The 22,856-nt window shown below is 58.1% G+C and carries 24 protein-coding genes and 1 pseudogene; 9 read left to right on the top strand and 16 right to left on the bottom strand.

Annotation, left to right across the window (positions count from 1 at the left end):
* Window positions 1–52: 52 nt before the first annotated feature.
* Window positions 53–775 (top strand): Crp/Fnr family transcriptional regulator, encoded by a 723-nt coding sequence (locus BS630_RS15625; RefSeq protein WP_077978134.1) that lies wholly within the window; start codon window positions 53–55, stop codon window positions 773–775.
* Window position 776: 1 nt separating this feature from the next.
* Here the strand turns inward: BS630_RS15625 and BS630_RS15620 are convergent, their stop codons facing one another.
* Window positions 777–1,016, bottom strand: a complete 240-nt coding sequence (locus tag BS630_RS15620; RefSeq protein ID WP_077978133.1) for a DUF6894 family protein — start codon at window positions 1,014–1,016, stop codon at window positions 777–779.
* Window positions 1,017–1,234: 218 nt separating this feature from the next.
* On the opposite strand from BS630_RS15620, the gene BS630_RS15615 reads away from it, so the two are divergent.
* Both BS630_RS15615 and BS630_RS38000 read left to right on the top strand, forming a co-directional pair.
* The gene (locus BS630_RS15615; protein ID WP_017957083.1) at window positions 1,235–1,483 is read left to right on the top strand and encodes a hypothetical protein; all 249 of its coding nucleotides are present in this window, start codon (window positions 1,235–1,237) and stop codon (window positions 1,481–1,483) included.
* 74 nt (window positions 1,484–1,557) lie between these two features.
* Window positions 1,558–1,794: a hypothetical protein gene (locus tag BS630_RS38000; protein WP_077978132.1), complete on the top strand. Its 237-nt coding sequence runs from the start codon at window positions 1,558–1,560 to the stop codon at window positions 1,792–1,794.
* A 438-nt stretch (window positions 1,795–2,232) separates the two neighbouring features.
* Here BS630_RS38000 and BS630_RS15605 read toward each other — a convergent pair whose 3' ends face one another.
* From BS630_RS15605 to BS630_RS15570, 8 genes are all read right to left on the bottom strand, one after another.
* Window positions 2,233–2,493: a DUF982 domain-containing protein gene (locus tag BS630_RS15605; RefSeq protein WP_077978131.1), complete on the bottom strand. Its 261-nt coding sequence runs from the start codon at window positions 2,491–2,493 to the stop codon at window positions 2,233–2,235.
* A gap of 364 nt (window positions 2,494–2,857) precedes the next feature.
* On the bottom strand, window positions 2,858–4,714 hold the full coding sequence (ftsH, locus tag BS630_RS15600; protein ID WP_206117019.1) for an ATP-dependent zinc metalloprotease FtsH: 1,857 nt from the start codon (window positions 4,712–4,714) through the stop codon (window positions 2,858–2,860).
* Between the two features lie 12 nt (window positions 4,715–4,726).
* Window positions 4,727–6,112 carry a DegQ family serine endoprotease gene (locus BS630_RS15595; protein WP_077978130.1) on the bottom strand — a complete coding sequence of 462 codons (1,386 nt, stop codon included), beginning with the start codon at window positions 6,110–6,112 and terminating at the stop codon, window positions 4,727–4,729.
* Window positions 6,113–6,205: 93 nt separating this feature from the next.
* The gene (locus BS630_RS15590; protein WP_077978129.1) at window positions 6,206–6,571 is read right to left on the bottom strand and encodes an SPW repeat protein; all 366 of its coding nucleotides are present in this window, start codon (window positions 6,569–6,571) and stop codon (window positions 6,206–6,208) included.
* A gap of 12 nt (window positions 6,572–6,583) precedes the next feature.
* Window positions 6,584–6,919 carry a DNA-directed RNA polymerase subunit omega gene (locus BS630_RS15585; RefSeq protein ID WP_143529434.1) on the bottom strand — a complete coding sequence of 112 codons (336 nt, stop codon included), beginning with the start codon at window positions 6,917–6,919 and terminating at the stop codon, window positions 6,584–6,586.
* Window positions 6,920–6,928: 9 nt separating this feature from the next.
* Complete coding sequence (locus BS630_RS15580) at window positions 6,929–7,684, bottom strand: ETC complex I subunit (protein WP_077978154.1); 756 nt, start codon at window positions 7,682–7,684, stop codon at window positions 6,929–6,931.
* 71 nt (window positions 7,685–7,755) lie between these two features.
* Complete coding sequence (locus BS630_RS15575) at window positions 7,756–8,265, bottom strand: Hsp20/alpha crystallin family protein (RefSeq protein ID WP_077978128.1); 510 nt, start codon at window positions 8,263–8,265, stop codon at window positions 7,756–7,758.
* 82 nt (window positions 8,266–8,347) lie between these two features.
* On the bottom strand, window positions 8,348–8,821 hold the full coding sequence (locus BS630_RS15570; RefSeq protein WP_003551284.1) for an Hsp20 family protein: 474 nt from the start codon (window positions 8,819–8,821) through the stop codon (window positions 8,348–8,350).
* A 1,661-nt stretch (window positions 8,822–10,482) separates the two neighbouring features.
* On the opposite strand from BS630_RS15570, the gene BS630_RS15560 reads away from it, so the two are divergent.
* Window positions 10,483–10,812, top strand: coding sequence for a DUF6894 family protein (locus BS630_RS15560; protein WP_231285715.1), 330 nt, complete (start codon window positions 10,483–10,485; stop codon window positions 10,810–10,812).
* Between the two features lie 66 nt (window positions 10,813–10,878).
* On the top strand, window positions 10,879–11,604 hold the full coding sequence (locus BS630_RS15555) for a Crp/Fnr family transcriptional regulator (RefSeq protein ID WP_003551279.1): 726 nt from the start codon (window positions 10,879–10,881) through the stop codon (window positions 11,602–11,604).
* Between the two features lie 304 nt (window positions 11,605–11,908).
* On the opposite strand, the gene BS630_RS15550 is transcribed toward BS630_RS15555, so the two are convergent.
* The 3 genes from BS630_RS15550 to htpG form a co-directional block, all read right to left on the bottom strand.
* Window positions 11,909–12,154: a hypothetical protein gene (locus BS630_RS15550; protein ID WP_025397996.1), complete on the bottom strand. Its 246-nt coding sequence runs from the start codon at window positions 12,152–12,154 to the stop codon at window positions 11,909–11,911.
* A 99-nt stretch (window positions 12,155–12,253) separates the two neighbouring features.
* Complete coding sequence (locus tag BS630_RS38425) at window positions 12,254–12,379, bottom strand: hypothetical protein (protein ID WP_260685698.1); 126 nt, start codon at window positions 12,377–12,379, stop codon at window positions 12,254–12,256.
* Between the two features lie 532 nt (window positions 12,380–12,911).
* Window positions 12,912–14,801: a molecular chaperone HtpG gene (gene htpG, locus BS630_RS15545; protein ID WP_077978127.1), complete on the bottom strand. Its 1,890-nt coding sequence runs from the start codon at window positions 14,799–14,801 to the stop codon at window positions 12,912–12,914.
* A 304-nt stretch (window positions 14,802–15,105) separates the two neighbouring features.
* Between htpG and BS630_RS15540 the strand changes: the two genes are divergently transcribed.
* Window positions 15,106–15,288, top strand: coding sequence for a hypothetical protein (locus BS630_RS15540; protein ID WP_077978126.1), 183 nt, complete (start codon window positions 15,106–15,108; stop codon window positions 15,286–15,288).
* Window positions 15,289–16,050: 762 nt separating this feature from the next.
* The gene (locus BS630_RS15535; protein WP_077978125.1) at window positions 16,051–17,154 is read left to right on the top strand and encodes a TauD/TfdA family dioxygenase; all 1,104 of its coding nucleotides are present in this window, start codon (window positions 16,051–16,053) and stop codon (window positions 17,152–17,154) included.
* A gap of 352 nt (window positions 17,155–17,506) precedes the next feature.
* Here BS630_RS15535 and BS630_RS15530 read toward each other — a convergent pair whose 3' ends face one another.
* The 4 genes and pseudogenes from BS630_RS15530 to BS630_RS15515 form a co-directional block, all read right to left on the bottom strand.
* Window positions 17,507–19,060, bottom strand: coding sequence for an MFS transporter (locus tag BS630_RS15530; RefSeq protein ID WP_077978124.1), 1,554 nt, complete (start codon window positions 19,058–19,060; stop codon window positions 17,507–17,509).
* 323 nt (window positions 19,061–19,383) lie between these two features.
* Window positions 19,384–19,659 (bottom strand): annotated as a pseudogene (locus tag BS630_RS15525) (DnaJ C-terminal domain-containing protein); the annotation flags it as partial.
* A 258-nt stretch (window positions 19,660–19,917) separates the two neighbouring features.
* A complete protein-coding gene (locus BS630_RS15520) occupies window positions 19,918–20,208 on the bottom strand; it encodes a hypothetical protein (protein ID WP_077978122.1) in 291 nt (96 codons plus the stop codon).
* 95 nt (window positions 20,209–20,303) lie between these two features.
* Window positions 20,304–20,576: an usg protein gene (locus BS630_RS15515; RefSeq protein ID WP_025398002.1), complete on the bottom strand. Its 273-nt coding sequence runs from the start codon at window positions 20,574–20,576 to the stop codon at window positions 20,304–20,306.
* A gap of 276 nt (window positions 20,577–20,852) precedes the next feature.
* On the opposite strand from BS630_RS15515, the gene groES reads away from it, so the two are divergent.
* Both groES and groL read left to right on the top strand, forming a co-directional pair.
* Window positions 20,853–21,167 carry a co-chaperone GroES gene (groES, locus tag BS630_RS15510; RefSeq protein ID WP_003551321.1) on the top strand — a complete coding sequence of 105 codons (315 nt, stop codon included), beginning with the start codon at window positions 20,853–20,855 and terminating at the stop codon, window positions 21,165–21,167.
* A gap of 52 nt (window positions 21,168–21,219) precedes the next feature.
* Window positions 21,220–22,848: a chaperonin GroEL gene (gene groL / locus BS630_RS15505; protein WP_025398003.1), complete on the top strand. Its 1,629-nt coding sequence runs from the start codon at window positions 21,220–21,222 to the stop codon at window positions 22,846–22,848.
* Window positions 22,849–22,856 lie beyond the last annotated feature (8 nt).

The raw sequence follows: 22,856 nt of genomic DNA, 5'->3' as shown, positions 1-22,856 counted from the left end.
ACCAACTCACAGGCGTTTGGTTTTGACATCCAAGCTCCCATGCGGAGCCGCTATGACTCACCTTGACCAATCGACTGTCGAAAACACCCTGCTGAAAATGTTGAGCGCGGACCGCTTCGCACGCCTCTCGGAAGGGATGGAGCGCGTCGACCTGCCAATACGGCACGTTCTTGTTGCCAGCGACGTCCCAACCACGCATGTCTGCTTCTTGGAAAGAGGCCTGGCATCCATGGTGGTCAGCAGCATCGATGAAGAGGTGGTGGAAATCGGCCACATCGGGCGCGAAGGCGCATCCGGCATGCACGTCGTTCTGGCGGTAGAGACCACCCCCACGCGCACCTTCATGCAGGTCGCAGGGTCCGGAATTATGGTGCCGATGGAGACGTTTCAGCGCGCCCTCGCCGATGATCTCGAGATGAAAGCGTTCTTCCTTCGCTATGTTCACACAACCGTGCTGCAGCTCGCCCATTCGGCGCTCGCCAACGCCCGCTACAATATGCATGAGCGGCTGGCGCGGTGGATCCTGATGTGTCACGACCGCCTTGAAGGCAATGACCTGGCCATTACCCATGAATTTCTGGCATTGATGCTCGGCGTCCGGCGTTCGGGCGTCACCAATGAACTACACGTCCTTGAAGGCGTCCACGCGATCCGATCGACCCGCGGAAACGTGCGAATAATGGACAGGGAAAAACTGATCGAAATTGCCGGTGGCTGCTATGGAGTGCCGGAGCGCGAATACGAAAAGCTGCTGGGTCCGCTCCGCGCCAGGTAGATTAGCCCACTCGCTTAACCGCTTCCGAAAAAGGCAATACGAGCAGGATATCGCCTGTTTCGTTTCTGATCTCGACGCTTCTTGACGAAATGTCATGTCCGAGGAGCACGGCACTGCTCATCAATGCGCGAGCATCACGCACCGCCTCAACACGAGCGGCCTCCAGATCAGCAAGCTCGGTTCCTTCCCAGTCGTCGAGCGAGCCTGCTTCAGACAGAATGTTGAAGTAGAAGCGTGGCATTCGAAATCCTTCACAGCCCGGCGTGGCCGGCAGGATAGCCTGTTCATTTTGCCTGTCTGTCGCGGCCAAAGCAACAACATCGGTAACGCGTTCGCCACTATGCCATGTCGCCGCCGGCAACTGTCCGCAACCGCACGGATGGTTGGCCTTGGGAGGTTGATGCACTACGGTTCTTATCGCGATCCGGGCGAGCTGTTGCGAGGCTCAAGGAGGATGATATGGCGAACTTCAATCTCTCACTCCAGATAGAAGACGTGAACGTGCTTTCGGACGCTGTTCGGACCTGGTGCCGGCATAATCACGCCACGCCAACGGAACAATCAATGCAGTTGCTTTGCAGCGCGGCGGTCGACCTCTATAATCAAGGACACAGGACGCGCGAGGAACTGGTCACGCTGTTGATCACTAGGTTTGATAGCCCCGACTCGCTGAAGGTCAACGCGCCGTCGTCCACGTCTCACCACTAGTGATATCGGTCTCCTCTCCTGGCCTGACACTAGAGGGTGACAAGACGCTCCTATCGGATCTTGGAGGCATAGAAATGCTTCAGTCCCTCATTTCATTGCCCGATCAAGACATCGAGCTCGTCATCACCGCGGTTCGGCAGTGGTGTACAAAGAACGACTGCGAGATCGATAGTAACGAAGGCCGTCGCGCCCTGACCCTTGCCATCGACCTCGTCCAGTACTCCTCCCGAGATACTCTCTTCCAGGACTTGACTAAGCGCCTTTGCCCGCGGTCCGGTCCGATAGACGCGGAAACCTCCGGCGCTGGTTGACGAGCACGGGTACGAAGGCTGAAATTCTTCCGCTTCATGGACGTGGAACGCAGGTAGATTCCATTGCACATTTGCGGTGCGTTTATCAGCGCCGGCTGTCGGTGCCGCTCATCCAAGCTCATGCAATGGTCGATGCCGGAGCTATTGACCACCAGCCAACCATGCAATTCCAACAATTTTTTCGTAGTCCTTCTCGACCATCCGGCATGGGACGCGGTCGAACGACTGTTCGCCGTCGAAACCGCTGAAGTCAGGGTGTCTCTCCTGGCCAGGTCTCGCGCCATTTTGTAGATCGGCTGGTATATACATCTTCCACTGCGTGGACTCATCCATCGGCGGACGGCAATTAAGCACTTGCTGATGTTATGGTGACAAGCCGGTTCGATTCCGGCCCGCAAGCCGCGAAATTCCGCGCAGCCGAACCGTCCACAGGAACGCTCATGAGAGCACCCTCGCAGCGACAGCAGCCTCCATGAACGTCCTGCGGGCAAGCTCAGCGCCTCCACGGTGTCTGATGGCGTCTGAGCATCTGCATTTTGCAGCCGCGTATTCTGGTTGCGATTGCGATGGCCAACGATGGAGCAAGGCTTCCAATGCAGCCTTAGGACCGTCGATACGCTCGAGGAAGCCATTTCCGATACGAACGAACACGGGGGCTCCCCAACTGACGTCCGGGTCAGCTTTGATGATCGTCTCCATTGACGAGCCTCCTTCTTTAGCTGCGTACGATGCCAGTCGACCGAACCTTGCTGTTGCGCGGCAGTTCCCGTTCGTCGGCGTCTGTGCGCAATCGGACAGGGATCAACAGCGCAATATCGGAGAGATGGCCCCGATACCTGATGGCCGCGCGGACCTCCTGGCAAGCTTTTCGGTGCTCGACTTCAATCCCTCAGCACCGCGGGGGTGTTGGCATCGTTGCCGATGACCGCGAGACCGTCGAGTGGGAGGGCTGCAGGTTGGGCTGCGCCGGGTTGGCGACGTGATGCAGAGGGAAAAACTTCAGCTCCCATCGAAGTAACGAAAACAAAAGTCTCCGCCGAGCCGGCCATCAGCGGCGTCATTGTTATGCTACCGGTGGGGTTGCGGCCGGGCCGAGTCCCGGCTGTTCAACGGTGTCCACAAGCACCTGCAATTCACGCTCATCGAGAGTTTCCTTCTCGAGGAGAAGCCTTGCAGACCGATCCAGTATCTCTCGCCGCTGCCTGAGGAGCGCCACCGTTTCATCGAAGACATGGTCGACGATCCGGCGGATCTCCTCGTCAACCCTCGCTGCAGTCTCATCGGAATAGTCGCGCTCCTGCGGACCGTAATACAGCGGATCAGCCCCCAGTAACGCGCGCCGGTCTTTCTCCAGGGCCACGTGCCCCAGCTTGTCAGTCATGCCATAGCGTGTGACGATCGCGCGGGCAATGTCGGCAACTTTAACGAGATCGTCGGCAGCACCGGTCGAAAGATGGCCAAAGACGATCCATTCCGCCGTGCGGCCACCGAGCAGCACCGCCATCTTATTCTCCAGTTCCTCCCGCGTCATCAGGAAGCGATCCTCGATCGGACGCTGGACGGTATAGCCGAGGGCGCCGATCCCTCTGGGAATGATGGACACTTTGTGCACCGGATCGACGCCGGGCAGCGCCATGGCGACCAGCGCATGTCCCATCTCATGATAGGCGACGATTTCACGCTCCCTTGGATTGAGCAGCCGATTGCGCTTTTCGAGACCGGCGACGATGCGTTCGACGGCGTCATTGAAATCGGCCATCGTCACCGCCTCCGCCCGACGGCGTGTGGCGAGCAGGGCTGCCTCGTTGACGAGATTGGCGAGGTCGGCGCCAGTGAATCCCGGTGTGAGCGCGGCGACCTTTTCCGGTGAGACATCCGCCGCGAGCTTCACTTTCTTAAGGTGCACGCCGAGAATCTGGAGTCGGCCCGACTTGTCCGGCCGATCCACCAGCACCTGCCGATCGAAACGACCGGCACGCAGCAGAGCGGGATCAAGTACCTCCGGTCTGTTGGTTGCGGCCAGCAAGACGAGGCCAGTGGAGGGATCAAAGCCATCCAGCTCGACCAGAAGCTGGTTCAGCGTCTGCTCCTTCTCGTCGTGCCCGCCAGTCATGGAGCCAATCCCACGAGCGCGGCCGAGAGCATCGAGCTCATCGATAAAGATGATGGCGGGTGCTTTGGCGCGCGCCTGCTCAAACAGGTCCCGGACCCGCGCTGCACCGATACCGACAAACATTTCGACGAACTCCGACCCGGAGATCGAGAAAAACGGCACACCGGCTTCGCCCGCGACGGCGCGCGCCAAAAGCGTCTTACCGGTTCCAGGTGGACCCACTAGAAGCACACCCTTTGGCATACGCCCGCCAAGGCGGCCGTAACCCGCCGTGTCCTTCAGGAAATCAACGATCTCCTTCAGTTCGTCCTTGGCCTCGTCGACGCCGGCGACGTCGTTGAACGTCACGCCAGTGTCGGTCTGGACATAGACCCTGGCCTTCGATTTGCCGATCTGCATCAGGCCTCCGCCGAGCCCGCCGCCCATGCGCCTGATCATGAACATCCAGACGCCGACAAAGAGCGCCACGGGGATGAGCCACGACAGCAGATCGCGCAGGAATGTGCTCTCGATCTGACCCGTCACGACTACTCCGTATTGCCGGAGCTGCTCGGCCAGATCGGGCTCGACCCGTGTCGTGACGAAAAAGGGGCGCTCATTCTGCGGCTCCTTGTACCGGCCTTGGATAAAATTGTCGGAAACGGCAACCTCGGCGATCTTCCCATCCTTGAGATCCGTCTCGAACTGGCTGTAGGGAATCCGCGCAATCTGGTGAGTAGTCGCGAAAAAGGACTGGAATGCCGCCAGAAGCAAGAAAGCGATAATCCAGTACCAGATGTTGAAGCGCGTCTTCCTGTTCATCTCCATGGCCGTCTACTCCTACCGGACGACCAGAAGCAGTCGCGCGCCCTCACGGACTAGTTCGAGCGCCAATACGCCAGGTTTTTCGGCGATCCTGCGCTGCAGCTCGGTGACCGAAGCGACCGGAACTCTATTGAGCGCGACGATCATATCACCTGCTTGAAGGCCGGCGCCGGCGGCCGCGCTGCCGGAAGCCACCTTTTCGATCACCACACCGTAGCCTCCGGCTTGCTGCGCCTCTTCGCCAGAAGCATTCCTCATCATAGCGCCCTCGAGCGGCGTGCCGGAGAGAGCTGCGGATGACCGATCGTCCATTGCAATGGTGGCCGTGATCACCTTCTCCTCGTCGCCGCGCTTCACTGTGAGGCTCAGCTTGCTGCCGGCAGGCATGAGGCCAATGCGGTTCCTGAGGTCAGTCGCACCACCGATCGGGCGTCCGTCGGTTGCGGTGACCACGTCTCCGGTCTTCAGTCCGGCCTGTTCAGCCGGCGAGCCCGACTGGACGTTGGCGATCAGTGCGCCGCGGAGGTCACCGAGTCCGAGAGCCTCCGCCAGCTCCGGCGTCAGATCCTGAATGCCGATGCCGAGCTCACCGCGCTCCACCTTACCGTGCGCGATCAACTGGTTCATGACCGTCGCCGCCATACTGCTCGGCACAGCAAAGCCGATACCGACGTTGGCGCCGGCGGGGCTTAGGATTGCGGTATTGATGCCGACCAGTTTGCCGTCGAGCGTCACCAGGGCACCACCGGAGTTTCCGGGGTTGATCGATGCATCTGTCTGAATGAAGTCCTCGTAGCCTTCGATATTCAGACCGCTTCGCCCCAACGCACTGACGATGCCTGACGTAACAGTCTGGCCAAGCCCGAACGGATTGCCAATCGCCACGACATAGTCGCCAACCTTAAGTGCATAGGAATCCCCGATCTGGATAGCGGTAAGATTTGCAGCATTGACCTGCAACAGAGCGATGTCCGTTTCCTTGTCGCTGCCGATCAATTTGGCCGAAAGCTCTCGTCCATCCTTCAGCGTTACTGAAATCTCACTGCCGCCATCGACGACGTGATGATTGGTGAGAACATAGCCTTTTGCGGCGTCGACGATGACGCCGGATCCTGCGCTCATCCTCGATCGTCGTTGCTGTTGCGGCAGACTGAAGTACCGGCGGAAGGTGGGATCGCTGAAGAGAGGATTGTCTCGCGACGGTGCGCGGGAGACGACCGCGATGTTGACGACGGCCGGCGTGACTTGTTCAAGCATCGGCGCCAGAGATGGAGGTGACGCCGAAGCGGTGCCGGATTCCGGCGTCTGCGCGGTGACCGGCGCTATCGTAAGCAGGATTGCTGCAAAGGCGATCACGACCGACGCGGCAATCCTATGAAATCCCTGGAGGATATCGAACATAGTTTGCTCCTTGGATTTGACGGGAGGTCAATGCCGCCCAGCCCAATGCAAACAAAGAAGCGGGCCCGGAGTTCCGGGCCCGCTCGTTTTGCCTCAGGTGGTCGACAGCGGGTGGTTTTGGGTAAACCAGATGCTGCCTGCGGCCAAAACCGCGACCACGATGCCGGCAATCAGATGTGCCCACATCGCAGCGCCCACCGCCGAGAAACCCAGAACCCATGGCGCCACTACGGCCCAGACGCCGAGCACGAGGTTGATCCATTCTTCCGCCTCGTAGAATGCGAAGAGAGCGGCGGCGGCGATCACGGCAATGGCAAGGCCGACGATCCAGGCGTTCCACGCAGCATAGGCCTCGGTTGCGAAACCGAGGAGCCAGGGTGACAGGAAAAGAGCCAGCCCAGCAACGATATTGATGATATCGAATGCTGCACGGTCCTTCGAAGACTGAGATTTCATCATTGTCGTTTCTCCTCACTTGTTTGCATCATCATTGAACCGCCTCCGGTGGCGTGGAGACGGGTGCTGCAGCGGCGATTGTTCGCCGTTGCCGCGAAGGTGAGTGGCCGGATCGGCGGAGTGAAGTCGCTTTGTTCCTGCCGGTCCGCCCAGAAAGGGTGCGAGCTCGCTGCTGGAGAACGAGCCTCTTGCAATCTCCTGCAGCGCGAGTTCGCTGACGCAGGCATCGGAAGGATCCAGCCTCGGCTCCGCCCCTCGATAAAGGGCGCGGCTTCGTGCGGCCGCAGCCATAGTCAGCGCGAACCTGTTGGGCAGGATCTTCTCGCAATCGAAGACGATAGATGGGTTCATGGCTCCACCTCACGCGGCATCTCGGTTGATCGTCGGCTGAAGATCTCGCCTCTCGACGTTGCGCTCGAGGTCAAGCAGTGCCTGCTCGACCTCGTGAAGGCGCGACGGCCGGTCGTTCTCAGACATTCCCTCGTTGATTGCCCGGTCGATCAGGTACTCCGTCCAGGCCCAGTTCATCAGGATCGTCCGCTTTGCTTGCAGCGTCAGCGTGCGATCGCAGACAACGTCAGCAGGCGATGGCCATGTTGCGGGACCATCGTGGGTCTGCAACCCGGCGTCCAGTGCCTGTCCGTAGCTCTCCTGACGTGCCGCGAGGCCGAGCCGTAGCAATGTCGAGTCGGAGAAGGCATGAGGTCGGTACGTTCGCCGGCGGGTTCTCTGCTTTGCCGCCGGCTTATTCACCCGACGCTGCACCCTGTAGGTCAGCCCCTGCCGCTCCGCATAACGGATTGCTGATTCAAGGGTTGGAAATTCCAGCTCAACCTGTGGGAGCGTGTCGGTACTACCCGTATAGCCCATCAAAGGCTCGATGAACGGTGCGCTACGGCGCTCGAAGACGAGCTGCCAACCTTTCGTTCGCGGGGTGCCTGACGTCATCACCGAGCGCGATGGCTTGAAGATTCGGGCGACAGCACCCTCGGGAAATACTGAGCGGCCGAATGACAGAGGCTGCCGCTGGTTGTCATTTGCTGGCCACGTATCCGAAACAGCCGTGTTTGGTTTCTGCGTCTCTCTGTTGTGGGTCTCTCTGTTAACGTCCATCATCATATCCCTCCCTATCGGCGAAGGATGCCGGCGGCCGCCGCAAAGCCGGCCGCCGGTCGCTCATTGGTTGGTTAGCTCTTGATGGCGATCCGCTTGACTTGCGACTGCGCCTGTTCACTCTTCGGCAAGGTCACCGTCAACACGCCGTTTCTGAATCGGGCGTCGATATTGTCTTCCTTGACTTCCGCACCGAGCGGAATGCGACGCTCGAAGCGGCCGTAGTAGCGTTCGGAGAACTGGCGATCCTTGTCCTCGGTCTCGGAGTGCTTTTCGCCTTTCAGCGTCAGCACGCCGTCATTGAGCAGGACTTCGATGTCCTTTTCCTCAAGTCCAGGCACCTCGGCCGTCACCGTGATCTCCTTTTCGTTGTCGGAGATCTCGACGTTCGGCCATCCGCCACCAAAGCCACTGCGGCCAGTCAACGACGGAAAGTTGGAACCGAAGCCGCGGAATGCGTCATCGAACAATCGGTTCACCTCGCGATGCAGGGACAGGAACGGATCACGATCGTCATCACGCAAAAGGCTGGGAGCCTTATGGCCGTTGTTCCCGCTCCAGGGAATGAGATCACGAACACTCATGTCTTTTCTCCTTTCTCTTGGTTAGCAGCGAAGCGCGCATATCGGCGCCGGGCGTGCCCGGCACCGATGTGCCTTTCGAGGCTTAAGCCGCTTGCGTCTCAGCTTCGATCTGCTTGGTCTCGAACTTTGGAAGCGCCTGGCCAGTTCCGATCTCGATCTGGCGCGGCTTCATTTCTTCGGGGATCTCGCGCTTCAGATCGATGATCAGCAGTCCGTCGACGAGTTCAGCGCTTTCGACCTTGACGTGGTCGGCAAGTTCGAAGCGGCGCTGGAAGCTTCGCTGAGCGACGCTGCGATGAAGATACTGCACGTCGTCATCGCTATCCGCCTTCCTGCCCGCGACCACGAGCAGGTTCTGCTCCTGCGTCATCGACAGTTCGTCCTGGGAGAATCCCGCCACCGCCATTTCGATGCGGTATTCATCCTCGCTCGTCTTGAGGATGTCGTAGGGCGGCCAGTTATCGACGGTGTCGATCCCGGCTTGAAGCGCACTTAACATTCGGTCAAAGCCGATGCTTGACCGGAACAGGGGAGAGAAATCGAGGTTTGTCCTCATAGCCATATCCTCCTTTGAAGCAACATGGATACAAGGAGACGCCAAGAGCGACCCGGCGTCTCCTGGACTTTGCCGGTCCCAATTGGGCTACCAGCATAAATCATTTAATTCAGGCTATTAGCGGTTCAAGAGGGGCCGGGCACTAAGAATGAAAAAATGAGATCGGCGTGCTATTCGGCCGGCGTGAAATCGGTAAATGCTATCGGACAGGAGGTGAGCGGTACTACTTTGACTTTCGCAGAAACCATCGCCCCGACGGTCACGGAGGGGCGGCGAACGGGCGCTAGATATCGCCAGCCAACCAGGCTGTCAAAAAGAGCCCCGCGTTTGAACCTGCGGGGCTAGTGAGCGTACATGGAAAGGGGATCATCGAAAGGCTAGGCCTTCGGATCCGGCTGCCAAACGCATCGAAGCCGGAAAAGTTCCGACACCGCTGGTGAAGACCGAGCATTCCCTGGTGACGGACGTCGGGGCTGTCCGGCGTGTGGCTTCTGAGACCTCCGGGCTAGCTTTCAGTGGCGACGGCAAAACCGCGCGATCAACGAAACACGTTCATCGCCCTCGATGAACTGGTATCGATTGCCCCGGTGCGGACGGGGATCTCCATCGCCCGAGCCGGAACGCGTGACATTGCACTAGCGTGTTTCGGAGGTCGGTTTGTCCAGACGTGCGCACCTCGGATGAGGGAGACGCCGAGGGTGACCGATTTCTGCCCGTGTTTTCCGAGAAAGAGCCCCGCCGAGGCGGGGCAAGTCAGGGGTCGCACAAGAGGAACACCGTTGCGTCCTTCCGACATAATAAAAAAAGAACCGGCCAGGTTCCCGGTGCGCTTTTGTACTGATCTTCCAGAGCTTAAACGTGACGAGGGAAGAAAATCCCCGCAAAAGCGGGGCTAAGGTACGGGGTGATTTCTAGGCAAGAACGCCTTGTGGCGTTTCTAAAACTACTTTGCATAAGCCTCCGATATGAGCAATAAATAATACTTTCTCTCCACAGTCCTGATCGAAAATTAAGCAAATATCGTACGATTTCGCTCTGAAGGACAAAGTGGCTTCAGGTCACAGCTATAATGAGTATTATTGCCTAGGCCGCCCAGCGATTACTTGCTAACCCCAAGCATATTGTCTCCTGTGCGTTGGGCGGCCTCCAACGCCCGCATCAGGCCTGCGATGGTAAACGGCTCATCGTCTGCGGCCATTCGGTCCCCCCATGCTCCAGCTTGTGATTTGGGATAGCCGTTCGAGTTCGACCTCCATTAACTTTCGGATTTCTTCAGGAGACTGATCGACAAAAAACCAGTCTAGCGTTCTCTCTGAGCAAGAATAATTCCGTCTGGTGTTTGTCTTCATCGAACCGCATCTGGATCACGGCATCCATGTTGATCCAGCGCGTAATCGTGCCGTCGGTCAACTTCACGAACATCCTAGACTCCAAAGGTGGCGGCCCCGAACCGCAGCAAAAAATTTAGAGCCGATTCCCGACATGTCTAGCATGCGCCCCGGTCCTGGAACCCATCAATCGCACACAGGCGCCGCGACAATCGCGTCAGGTGCCTTCTTAAGAACGTGATTACATGCGATGATGGGACATCATCCGCCATCGACCCAGGCGCGGATGGCTGGGAGATACTCGTTGCTCTTGCCTGTACAGGAGCAACAGATATGGCTCGCTACTTTTTCAACGTACATGACGGCATCTCCATTCCGGATACGGTGGGCTCGGAGCATTTCGACCTCCAGAGCGTCCGCCGCGAGGCTGTAGAGACGGTAGCGGAGCGGTTGAAGGGCGCTCTGTTGAAAGATGCTGACGTCTCGGCATGGCTGATGAACGTCACCGACGAGCGCGGCTTCACCGTCATCGTTCTTTCCTTCACGGCCGCCGTCCAGATCGTGGATCATGTGATTCTCGCTGCGACCGGCGCATCGCAGAATTGTCAAAACCGCACAGAAGGCATGGCCCCTCTTGGCCTGAAGACGCGTTCTGCCACATAAATTAAGCATTGCTGACGCTTCGCCATTCGACATCAGATCTGGGGCAATCCCGCCGGAGGCTTAGCCATGTCCGACTTTTCGCAGTCAAACATTCAAAACCTTCTTCTGAGAGCGCTTGCGCCCGAAGCATTCGATCTGCTGCGGGAGACGATGCAGCCGCTCGCGCTTCCGGTAAAGTTCGAACTGATCTCTCCGGGTGTGCCAAGTGGGACCGTCTACTTCCTCGAGAGCGGCCTAGCATCGATTGTAGCCACCAACTCCGATGATGAATCCGTGGAAGTCGGGCATGTCGGATATGAAGGCATGGCAGGGGCTCATGTGCTGCAGAAGGTCGACCAAACGCCGAACAGGACCTTCATGCAGGTCGAGGGGCATGGGATTTCGGTGCCGGTATCCGCACTTCTTTCAATGGCGCAACGGGTTCCTTCGGCCAACGACCTGCTTCTCAGATATGTGCATTGCTGCGACTTGCAGCTTGCCCATTCCGCTCTTGCCAATGCCCGCTACAACATGTCTGAACGGCTGGCACGATGGCTGTTGATGTGCCACGACCGGCTGCGGACCGCTGATCTGCCTCTTACCCACCAGTTCCTCTCGCTCATGCTTGGCGTCCGACGTGCGGGGGTTACCAATGAAATTCACATCGTTGAGGGTGTGCGAGCCATCAGCGCCAAGCGTGGGAATATACGGATCCTGGACAGACCGAAGCTGGAGGAGATGGCAGGCGGCTCCTACGGCGTTCCCGAGCTGGAATATGAACGGCACATAGGGTTTCCGATCAGACGCACTTGACGTCGAGTAGACCACTTCCCAGCCAGGACTGTCCACAAAGCCTCCGTGAACAAAAACGACGGATCTTGCGGGTTCTGCGTCCGCTGTCGCCGAATGTAGTCTAAAGTTTACCCGACATCGGTGAGTATGTTTCCGCCCTCGCGATTTCGGCGTTACTGGTTGGCAGGGTTATGCATTCCTCTTCCGAGCGGAGGACCGCACGAAAAAGAGCGCGTGGGAACAGAACTCAGTTTCAACTGCTAAAGCAGGGAAAGAGTTGCCAGCCCAGCCGCCCAGGTCTTGTCCTACCGCAATAACGCCGGCTCTACAAAAGCTCCCGCATCAGCTTCGCTACATTGTCGCGGTCGAATGGAATGTTGCGCCCGTGGACGCGGATGTGGAGAACTACCCCGAGTGGGGTAGCGTCCAATGCCTGAAGATAATCAATTGCATCTTGCATTGTCGGAAACGTCTTTTCCTCAGTGAGAAAGCTATCTCTGACGAATGTGATCGTGGTTGCACACTCGCCATATATGGCCAAGGTCTCTTTTGCGCTGAAGTTATCGCTCATCTCGCCTGCTCCAGTCGGAGGCAAAGCAAATTTCGGCCGGTGCCGGGCGAGCTACTGCTGTTGCTGGCCGCTTTCGCAGTGTCGGTGCACTGCGCCAGTTCAGCCTAGGCTTGTCCCGGCGGTGAAGAAAGCCAAATACGCCACCGCTATGATTACCGCGACGACGACGATAGTCAGCACGAGTTTGACCATGCCTTTGGTGGCTTTTTGCTCTGTGTTGCTCATGCCCATACAACATAGATGAAGTTTGGAAGTTCCGCCGCTCGGCATTACTGACCCGTTAGCAGCTTAACGACTTCCTCAATCGCCTCTCTCACCGGATAATAACTCGGCGCCCCATCCTTCTGAGGCGCAGCAACATGGATGTCAGTGCTGGTCTCGAATGCTCGCACGGCAACAACGTGTTCCGGATTAATGAAGACGACGGCGGGTCAGTCCCCGGTAAACGACAGGTTCTCGAGTTCTCGCGACAGTGCCGCAACGCTCTTTTCTCGCGTGCCGCACGTAGTCATTGTTGTAACGGAGCCCGCGCATCACGCCATTTCGCCCAAGGCTGCCATCGCAAGGACAGTAAATCGGTAGTGTCGGTTCCCTCCGCGGTTCTGCGATGGCGGCAGCCGAAACGGTCAAGACACAAATGTCCAGAACGCGCAAGGCCATACCAAGACAAGTGAACGTCGGCGCCGAGGGCGGTGAGCCAGGAACATGGAGGAGCGTGGGTGGAGGCCGGACCTGACCACCGCACGTCTCCTTGTTGCTACGACTGCACCGACCTCTGAAAGACCCGTGCAAGCCGCTCGGCAAATCGGCGGGGATCTGCTGGCCGATCGCCATCCAGAATGCGCGCCTGGTCGAGCAATAAGAAGGCGGCGTCCTCCTGGTAGGGGGCATCACCCTCGACGCTCGCAATCGCTTTGATCAAGGGGTGCAGCAAATTGATCTCCAGGATCGGCTTGGCCGCGTCTTGAAGACGACCGGCGTTTCGCAGGATTTTTTCCATTTGCCTGTCATAGCCGTCTTCGGGCGCCACGAGGCAGACCGCACTCTCCGTCAGACGGTCGGAAGCCCGGACATCGGCAATCTGGTCGGCAAGTTTTTCCTTGGCGAATGCAAGGAAGGTTGCTGCGCTGTCGTTAACCCCCTCCTGCATTGTCTGGCCATCAAGCTTTGCAAACTGTGCCAGATCCGCGGCACCTTGCGTGATCGACTTGAACGCCCTGCCTTCATAGTCTGGAGCATTCATCGTCCAGAAGCTATCGATGGAGTCCGCCAAAAGCAGCACTTCGATGCCGCGCGCCCGGAACCCTTCGAGCTGTGGTGATGCCTTAAGCTGATCCAGGCTCCCGCCCGCCAGATAGTAGACGGCGTTCTGGCCTTCCTTGGCATCTTTGACGTAGTCGGCAAGTGAACGGTAGCCTTCGTTCGATGCGGACGTCCGAAACCGAGCAAGCGTCAAGAGCTGGGCGCGTCGCTCGAAATCTTCGTAGATGCCTTCCTTGAGGACTGGTCCAAAGTTTTCCCAAAATTTGAGGAAGGCCTCGGCGTCACTTTCAGCCAGTTTCTCTATCGCGGTGACGATCCTGCTGGTGATGCCTTTGCGGATCGCCGTCAGGATCGGGCTTTCCTGGATCATCTCACGAGAAACGTTGAGCGGCAGATCGGCGGTATCGACCAACCCACGAACAAAGCGCAGGTATCTCGGCAGCAGATCCGCATCATCGGTGATGAACACCCGCTTGACGTAAAGCTTCATCCTGCCTTTGCGTTCGGGATCGAACATATCGAAAGGCTGCGTTCCGGGTATGAACGCCAAAGCCGTATATTCCTGCCGGCCTTCAGCACGGAAATGTACGGTCAGCGCCGGTTCGTCGTACTGGCCGGAGACGCCACGATAGAAGTCCGTATACTCTTCCTTGCTGACATCGCTCTTCGGCTTCGTCCATAGTGCGGTGCCGTCCGTTATCTGAACTGGCTCTTTGCCCGGTTTCTCAACAAGGCGGATCGCAACCGGCACGTGGCCGGATTGTTCCTTGACGATGCGTTCGACGGTCCAGCGGGCCGTATATTGCTTAGCGTCCTCCATCAGATGCAAGACAATACGTGTTCCACGGGATGGAGCTTCAGTGAGGCTGGTTGCCGGGCTGACGCTGTAGCTTCCCTTGCCGTCCGAAGTCCATGTCCAGGCTTCCTGCGTTCCGGCTCGACGGGAGACCACATCGACACGTTCCGCCACCATGAAACAGGAATAGAAGCCGACCCCGAACTGCCCGATCAGTTGAGCTCCTTCAGCGGCTTTGCTCGCTTCGATTCCCTCCATGAACGCTCGAGTTCCCGATCTCGCGATCGTTCCCAGCGCCTCGATCATTTCGTCGCGGCCCATTCCGATGCCATTGTCTTCGACGACAAGCTGCCGGCTTTCTTCGTCCAGCGTCAGCGTGATCCGGTTTTCGGCATCAGCACCAAGGAGTGACGGTGTCTCGATCGCCTCATATCGAAGTTTCTCGCAGGCATCGGCCGCATTCGAAATCAGCTCACGCAGAAACACATCCCTATCCGAATAAACGGAGTGGACCATCATGTGCAGAAGGCGGGCAACGTCGGCCTCAAAGACGTGGCTTTCAGCGGTCTGTTCTGCAGTCTTTGTCATGTGCTCGGGTTCTCCAGGAAAGCGAATTAGCGCCGATCAAATGGCGAAACAGGTTTGAAAAATCAAGGTGGGAACAGCCCTGATCGTAATGGAGACACGAGCCGGCCAATCCTCGCAACGTCTCTTCGAGAACTGCCTGGCCAATGCGGGATCCAGAAGGCGGTAGCCTTTCACTGTGGCGGTACAGTGTTCCGACACATCGCCGTTGCCTTCATCAACCGAGTCATCATGGGAACTCGCAGCCAGCTCCTTTGTTAATGCCGTAATGAGCCCAATGACCGAGCAAACATGAAAGGAGCCGCGTGTGGACGAGGACAGTAAGGCCCAGTTGGCTATCGAAGGGGCGGACAAAGAGCTGAACCAGGCAAAGAAGAACCCTCAAGCCGGGCCACATACTCAAGATCATCTGACCGACGAGAGCAAAACGCCAGGCGCCGGAACATTGCCGGAGCGGGATGAAGAGACGGTCACGCCGGGATCCGGCTGATAGATCTGTTTCGTATCGAAACCGATCTGCCCGCGGCGATTGGGGCCAAAGGTGATTGAGAGCGAGTTGGACCGAGATATTGGATGTTCAAATCGACGCAGGGAGGAAGGGCTGCTTAAGTCTCGGCGAGGCGAGGCCACTTTCTCATGCAGGCAAATTGCGCTGGCCTCCGAAATCGCCTTCTCCGACGCATTGCATTGATGGTAAGTCTACGGTCCTGAACGGATTCGAATCCGCGCCCCAGTCACCGATGACTTCAAGGTTTTGAATCATTGTTCCGATTCCGAGTGTAATGAATCTGATGGGTGCTAGCTATCTTAACAACTTCAACGCGCACGGCTCCTTGTCGATTTGACTGAGCTTGCTGTCCCCGCCCCTCCTAGTTCCCTCTGCCTCAGCAGAGCGCTGTCGACAGGACATTCGTCAAACGTAACCTCCCACGTTGGGCGAAAGAGCCGTCAGACCGCCTGCGTTCGCCGGTCCCTGGCAAAATGACGTTAAGGTGCTGGCCCCGACATTCGCTGAGTTCATAGACGCGTTTACCGGGGGTCGTGCCTCCTAGCTGAAAATCGAATATCGTGTCCTCGACCGAGTCAGACGACGATCGCGCAAAATCTATTGTCCTCGCGCGCATGGAGGATTAACAATCGTTCCATGAAGCTGCTTGTGTCCACATACGGATATGTCAAGCGCGGGGGCTGGTGGCCGCCGCCGTCGGAATTTCGGGTTCATACGCGATCCTGAAACCGACGGAGAAATTTCATGAATATCGAACGTGTAGAAGCGCGAGAACGCGTTATCGCCGTGCATTGGATTGACGGCACCACGTCATTCTATCCAAACCTTTTCCTGCGTGACAACGACCAAAAGGGCTTCCACCCACAGACCGGTGAACGGCAGTTCGATCTGCTGTCCGTGCCGCTCGACCTGACAGCCGAAGCGGTCACGCTCGATGGCGACGCCGTTCACATCGATTGGCGAGGAGATAACGACAGAACGACACTGGCCGCTGATTGGCTTTACAACCATCGCCCGGGTGTACGCGCGGCCGACCCCGCCGATATAGCCGCCGAGATCTGGGAAGCGGACTTACAGATTCCCAAAGTGTCCGTCGACGATCTCTCGGAGGACCGCGTCTTCTTTGAATGGCTTTGCAGCACAAAGAGGCACGGTCTTTCGGTGGTCACCGGACTTGATGATAACGAGGAAGCAGGCGTGGCACTCGGGGAACGCATCGGGTTTCTGAGGCGCACGAATTTCGGCCTGACTTTCCGTGTCGAGACCATTCCCGATCCCAACAATCTTGCGTACACCTCGCACGCCTTGCCCCTTCATACCGACCTTCCGAACCAGGAAATGCCGCCGGGATACCAGTTCCTTCACTGTGTGCGGAACGGCGCGGAAGGCGGCGAGTCCGTGTTCGCGGACGCTTACATGATTGCCGAGAAGGTCCGCCGCAAGGACGCCGAGGCGTTTCGGCTGCTGACGTCGATACCAATTCCGTACCGCTTCCACGATCGCCAGTATGATATTCGCGTGCACAGACCGATGGTCAGCGTCGATGAGCGGGACCGCGTTTTCGATGTCCGCTACAGCGCCCATCTCATGGACAGCTTCGATATACCCGACACCGTGATGGCCGACTACTATGCCGCCTACCGGAGGTTCATGGCGGAGACGCGTGACCCGGCCAATATCATCACATTCAAAATGAAGCCTGGAGAGATGGTCGTCTTCGACAACAGGCGGATCCTACATGGCCGAACCGCTTTCGATCCGATGACAGGTCACCGGCTGCTCAAGGGCTTTTATGTCGACCGTGGCGAGTTCGACAGCCGGATCAGGTTGTTGGCGGAACAAACATGAACGGTTGCGCCGACCCATTCTCACAAAGACCGACAATCGCGAACAGCCAGGCGGCGGCCGACTGCGGGCTCGATGACGTCATGACCCTCCCACGCTTACTCAATTGCCACCGGCCCCGCGGTGCATAGCGCTTGGCATGCGTACAGCTCTTGATAGGAACGAAACCGCGGGCACAGCTATCCGCCAGGTGGCCGTCTTGAACCAATGTGAACCGGCGACAGGCCGACCACTTACCTTAAGTTGCTGAAAAAGCAGCCGTTGCAGCGTAATGCGACTCATGAACTATTGAATGACCACGGACTCTTCGACAACGCCCGATTACGGGGTGGAGGCGAGGTAACGACTTTTTTTCTCAATGGGCAGACGCAACGGTCTGCTCATCGATATTTTCGCGGGCATAGATCTTTCGGGCCATGACCGCAAGCACGAGCAGCGTCACCGTCGCAAGTAGGCAACAGCTAGCAAAGCCTATTGAGAAAGACTGGCGGGCCGCTTCGAGCCAGGCCGGGACAGCGCTGTCTTGAAGCGCCCTTGCGGTTTCGACGGCGCCACCGATCGTCGTTTTCACCGCTGCCCTCTCAGCGGCATCGAGCCCGGCAACATTCACCCCGGCCATCAGCATGCGATAGATCAAGGTGCCGAGGCTGCCGAGCAATGCGATGCCGAGCGCGCCTCCGAATTCGGCACTTGTCTCTGAAATCGCCGAAGCGGAGCCCGAATTTTCGGGCGGCGCGCTTCCGACGATTAGGCCGGTTGTCGTCAGCACGACCGGCACGAAACCGACGGCGATCACCATGGTTGCGCCGAGAACTCCGAATAGGCTTTCGCAATAGGCGGCGACCGACATAAGCAACATGCCCGCAGAGTTTATCACCAGGCCCAGCAATACGGTGCGGACCGGGCCGAAATGGTTGGTGAACCGATAGGCTTGCAAGGACATGACTGTGAAGACGATTGACGAGGGAACCGACCAGAGGGCCGCTTCGAGCGGTGTGAGGCCAAGCACGAACTGGAGGAACAGGTTCTGATAGAGAAAGACGCCGAACACGAAGAACATCCCGGCAAGGTTTACCAGAAGCGAGGCCGTGAAGGCGGGCAGAGCAAAGAGCTTCAGATCGATCAGGGGATCTGGCAGGGTTTTCTGACGGCGCAAGAACAGCCAGCCGACAACGAGCCCGCCGCCTATGGGCAGTAGATGACGAATGTCAAAACCGTCTGCGGCCACGTGCTTGAAGCCGTAGATGATTGGCAGCACGGTAGCAAGCGACAGTAGTACGCTCAGGAGGTCAAGCCTGGCGCCGTCCTCGCTCTTGTATTCCGGTAGCAGGATGGGAGCTGCGATCAGCAGGATGAACATGACTGGGATGTTGATGAGAAAAACAGCGCCCCAGTGGAAATATTGCAGCAGAAAGCCGCCTAGAAGCGGCCCGATCAGGCCACCGAGGGCGAAAGCGGTGCCCCAAATGCCGATGGCACGGTTACGCTCCGCCTCATTGGTGAATAGGTTGACAATCAGAGACAATGTCGAAGGTGCGATCGTCGCCCCGGCAATGCCGAGGAACGCCCGCGACACGATGAGCTGTTGTGCGGTAGTAGAAAAGGCCGCAAGCGCCGAGGCGACGCCGAAGGCGGCGGCTCCTATCAGCAGCACGCGGCGACGACCGATCCGATCTCCCAACGTGCCCATCGTAACCAGGAAGCCGGCTACCATGAAGCCGTAGATGTCATTGATCCAAAGGAGTTCGGAGGCCGACGGGTCGAGATCTGCGACGATCGCAGGAATAGCCAGGAACAGGATGGACAGATCCATCGAATAGATGAGACAGGCAATCGAGAGCACGCACACGCCGATCCATTCCCTGCGTCCGGCAAGGTTCCGGTCTGCTTTGGCGCTTCCAGTGTGCATCGAACTCCTCCTGTAGCGGCGGCAATGTGACGTGCCCGATGATAAATGGCAACGCTCCAACCTTGGAGCGCCGGGTTCGAGATGCGCCCAAGCCAGCCAGACGCAGCACGACTGGGCGGATGGGGGATTTTTCCAGCTGAACCGATTCACTCACTGAATGTCGACATGTGGGGTCAGAAAAACGAGGCGGTCAGTATGCTTGACGTGTAAAAGGCGAGGCATCACACGGCCAAAGTAGATGGGTATCGCGAGGCAAGCCAACTCCTCACTGATTCAAACTCGACAGGCGAATGCCCACCGAGTGAAATTGGCTGAGCGCAGCTTCACCAACGTTTCATGAAGCTGGCTAGCTCTTCGTCGGGACCGTTGGGCAGCACGATCTTCAAAGTCACATAGACGTCGCCGGCGCCGCCATTCCCGCGCGGCACACCCTTGCCCTTGATGCGCAAGACCTTGCCGCTGCTGGAATTGGGCGGCAGCGCCAGATCAACGGCACCGGAGGGTGTCGTCACACGTACCTTGCCTCTGAGCACGGCTTCGCTAAGCGGGACTGGCAGTTCAAGGCGCATGTCGTCACCGTCGCGGGTGAAGAAGCGGTGCCTGACAAACGGCGTGGACGTCAACGAGGCCGGCATCGACGTCATCATGGATCTCGTCGATCAGCTTCACGGTCTTCGCATGATCATGCGCGCGACCTCATCTCGGCTGTGGGCAACGAGGCTCCAGCGGTGAAGCAACGCTTGCGTGCCGCCCTGGATAAAGATTTTGACGCCCGTTCGTTATAGCTCTTACCGCCGCCGCGCTCTTGCACTTCAGAGCAACCGCCCAGGCCTGCGCCTGGATCAACGAAGCAGCGCCTAGTGGACGGCGTGACCGACAATACGATACGGGTGCGTCGCGTTGAACTGCGAAATCATGGCGGCTGCTTGCTGTAAAATGCGCTTGGTATTTCTCAAATCGTCGCGCGCCAGCTCATCGGCGTTGACGCGGATCGCTTGCGCCATATTGGCGGAAAGCGCTGCTAAGTGGCGGTTACCTTCAACAAAGGCTTCACGTGCCGTGCCCTCGAGGGCAGTAGCGACGTCGACGAAGACGTCTTCCCGTTCCTCGATGCTGAGGTCCCCTATATTCCCGATCTGCTCTTCCATATCCGTCTCACTCTAAACAGACGTTCGTTAGCGACCGAGCTCGTCGAGCCTCGATCGCCCGGAGAATTAGGAAGAGAAAAATCGGCATTCAACAGTCAGTGCAGCTTGAATTCGCCGTCGACGCGCCGCCATTCGTTCGGACCGACGAGACGCTGATGCGTATACCGGACTGAGTGCAGAGGCCCATCGAGATTGGCCTGCCAATAGTCGAGGAACTTCTGCATGTGGGGGAAATCCGGCGCCAGATCGTAGTCCTGCCAGACATAGGTCTGCAGGACGGTTTCGAAATCGGGAACGCGATAAAGGATATGCGCTGTGGTGAGTCCATAACCGTTGAGTTGCCGCTCAAGATCCGAAGAAAACTGCATGCTTCATCTCCTTTTCATAACGGGCGGAAGGATGACGCAAGTCCGCTGTGTCATCAATCAATTTGCAAACTTTTGACTTCATTTATTGTTCCGTTCCAGCATGTTAGCAGCCGACGCGGGAGAGTGCTAATTTTCCTTCAAGACCCTCTTGAAATCGGAAAATCTCGAAAATAAATTTTCTGCGCGAAGTGCTCAGAGAGGCTTCGCACCCGCCCGAACTGGTCATCCGGTCCGGCTCGGGGATTAACGTCATCTTGTTTGTCCATGGAGGAAAACATGTCGTTCAGACCGCTTCACGATCGCATTCTCGTCCGCCGGGTCCAATCCGAAGAAAAGACCAGAGGCGGAATTATTATTCCTGATACTGCCAAGGAAAAGCCGCAGGAAGGCGAAGTCATCGCCGTCGGGTCCGGCGCCCGCAATGACGCCGGTCAGATTCAGGCCCTTGACGTCAAGGCCGGTGACCGCATCCTGTTCGGCAAATGGTCCGGCACCGAGATCAAGATCAATGGCGAAGACCTGCTGATCATGAAGGAAAGTGACGTGATGGGCATCATCGACGCCCAGGCCGAAAAGAAGCAGGCCGCGTAAGGCGCGCGCTCCGCTTATCAGTCAAAAAGCTGCCTATTGAAGGAGTGAACAAATGGCTGCGAAAGAAGTCAAATTCAACACCGATGCCCGTGAACGCATGTTGCGCGGTGTCGACGTTCTCGCCAATGCCGTGAAGGTGACGCTCGGCCCGAAGGGTCGCAACGTCGTCATCGACAAGTCGTTCGGTGCACCACGCATCACCAAGGACGGCGTTTCCGTCGCCAAGGAAATCGAGCTGGAAGACAAGTTCGAGAACATGGGCGCCCAGATGCTGCGCGAGGTGGCATCGAAAACCAATGATCTGGCCGGTGACGGCACCACCACCGCGACTGTTCTTGCCCAGGCGATCGTCAAGGAAGGCGCCAAGGCGGTGGCATCCGGCATGAACCCGATGGACCTGAAGCGCGGTATCGACATTGCCGTTGACGCCGTCGTCAAGGAACTGAAGGCGAATGCCCGCAAGATCACCAGCAATTCCGAAATAGCCCAGGTCGGCACCATCTCAGCCAATGGCGACGAGGAGATCGGTAAATATCTCGCCGAGGCGATGGAGAAGGTCGGCAACGAAGGCGTCATCACCGTCGAGGAAGCCAAGACCGCCGAGACCGAGCTGGAAGTCGTCGAAGGCATGCAGTTCGACCGCGGTTATCTGTCTCCCTATTTTGTCACCAACCAGGACAAGATGCGGGTCGAGCTCGAAGAGCCATATATTCTCATCCATGAGAAGAAGCTCTCCAATCTCCAGGCAATGCTGCCAGTGTTGGAGGCTGTGGTGAAATCGGGTAAGCCTCTGCTGATCATTGCCGAGGACGTGGAAGGGGAAGCGCTCGCAACACTTGTCGTCAACAAACTGCGTGGCGGCCTGAAGATCGCTGCGGTCAAGGCGCCTGGCTTCGGTGACCGCCGCAAGGCCATGCTGGAAGATATCGCGATCCTGACGGGCGGCACTGTCATTTCCGAAGACGTGGGCATCAAGCTTGAAAACGTGACGCTTGAGATGCTCGGCCGCGCCAAGAAGGTGGCGATCGAGAAGGAAAACACCACCATCATCGATGGTGTCGGCTCCAGGTCGGAGATTGACGGCCGTGTGGCGCAGATTCGTGCCCAGATCGAAGAAACGACGTCCGATTATGATCGCGAGAAGCTGCAGGAGCGCCTTGCCAAGCTCGCTGGCGGTGTGGCCGTGATCCGTGTCGGTGGTTCCACCGAAGTGGAAGTGAAGGAGAAGAAAGACCGAGTCGATGACGCGCTGCATGCCACCCGTGCTGCCGTCGAGGAAGGTATCCTGCCGGGCGGCGGTGTCGCCCTGCTGCGTGCGGCCAAGGCGCTGGACGGTCTTCCCACGGCCAATGACGATCAGCGTGTCGGGATCGACATCGTCCGTCGCGCGATCGAGGCGCCAGTCCGCCAGATCGCAGAGAACGCCGGAGCCGAAGGTTCAATCATCGTCGGCAAGCTGCGCGAAAAGACTGACCACTCCTTCGGTTGGAATGCCCAGACCGGCGAATACGGCGATCTTTACACTCAGGGCGTCATCGATCCTGCCAAAGTGGTGCGCACCGCGCTGCAGGATGCCGCCTCGGTCGCCGGTCTGCTGGTGACGACCGAAGCCATGATCGCCGAGAAGCCGAAGAAGGACGCCGCTCCGGCGGTACCCGCTGGCGCCGGCATGGACTTCTAAGGCCGACG

The organism is Rhizobium laguerreae (assembly GCF_002008165.1).
GTDB classification, from domain to species: Bacteria; Pseudomonadota; Alphaproteobacteria; order Rhizobiales; family Rhizobiaceae; genus Rhizobium; species Rhizobium laguerreae.
The sequence above is the reverse complement of the archived record's forward strand: the minus strand, read 5'-3'. Positions and strand labels throughout refer to the sequence as shown.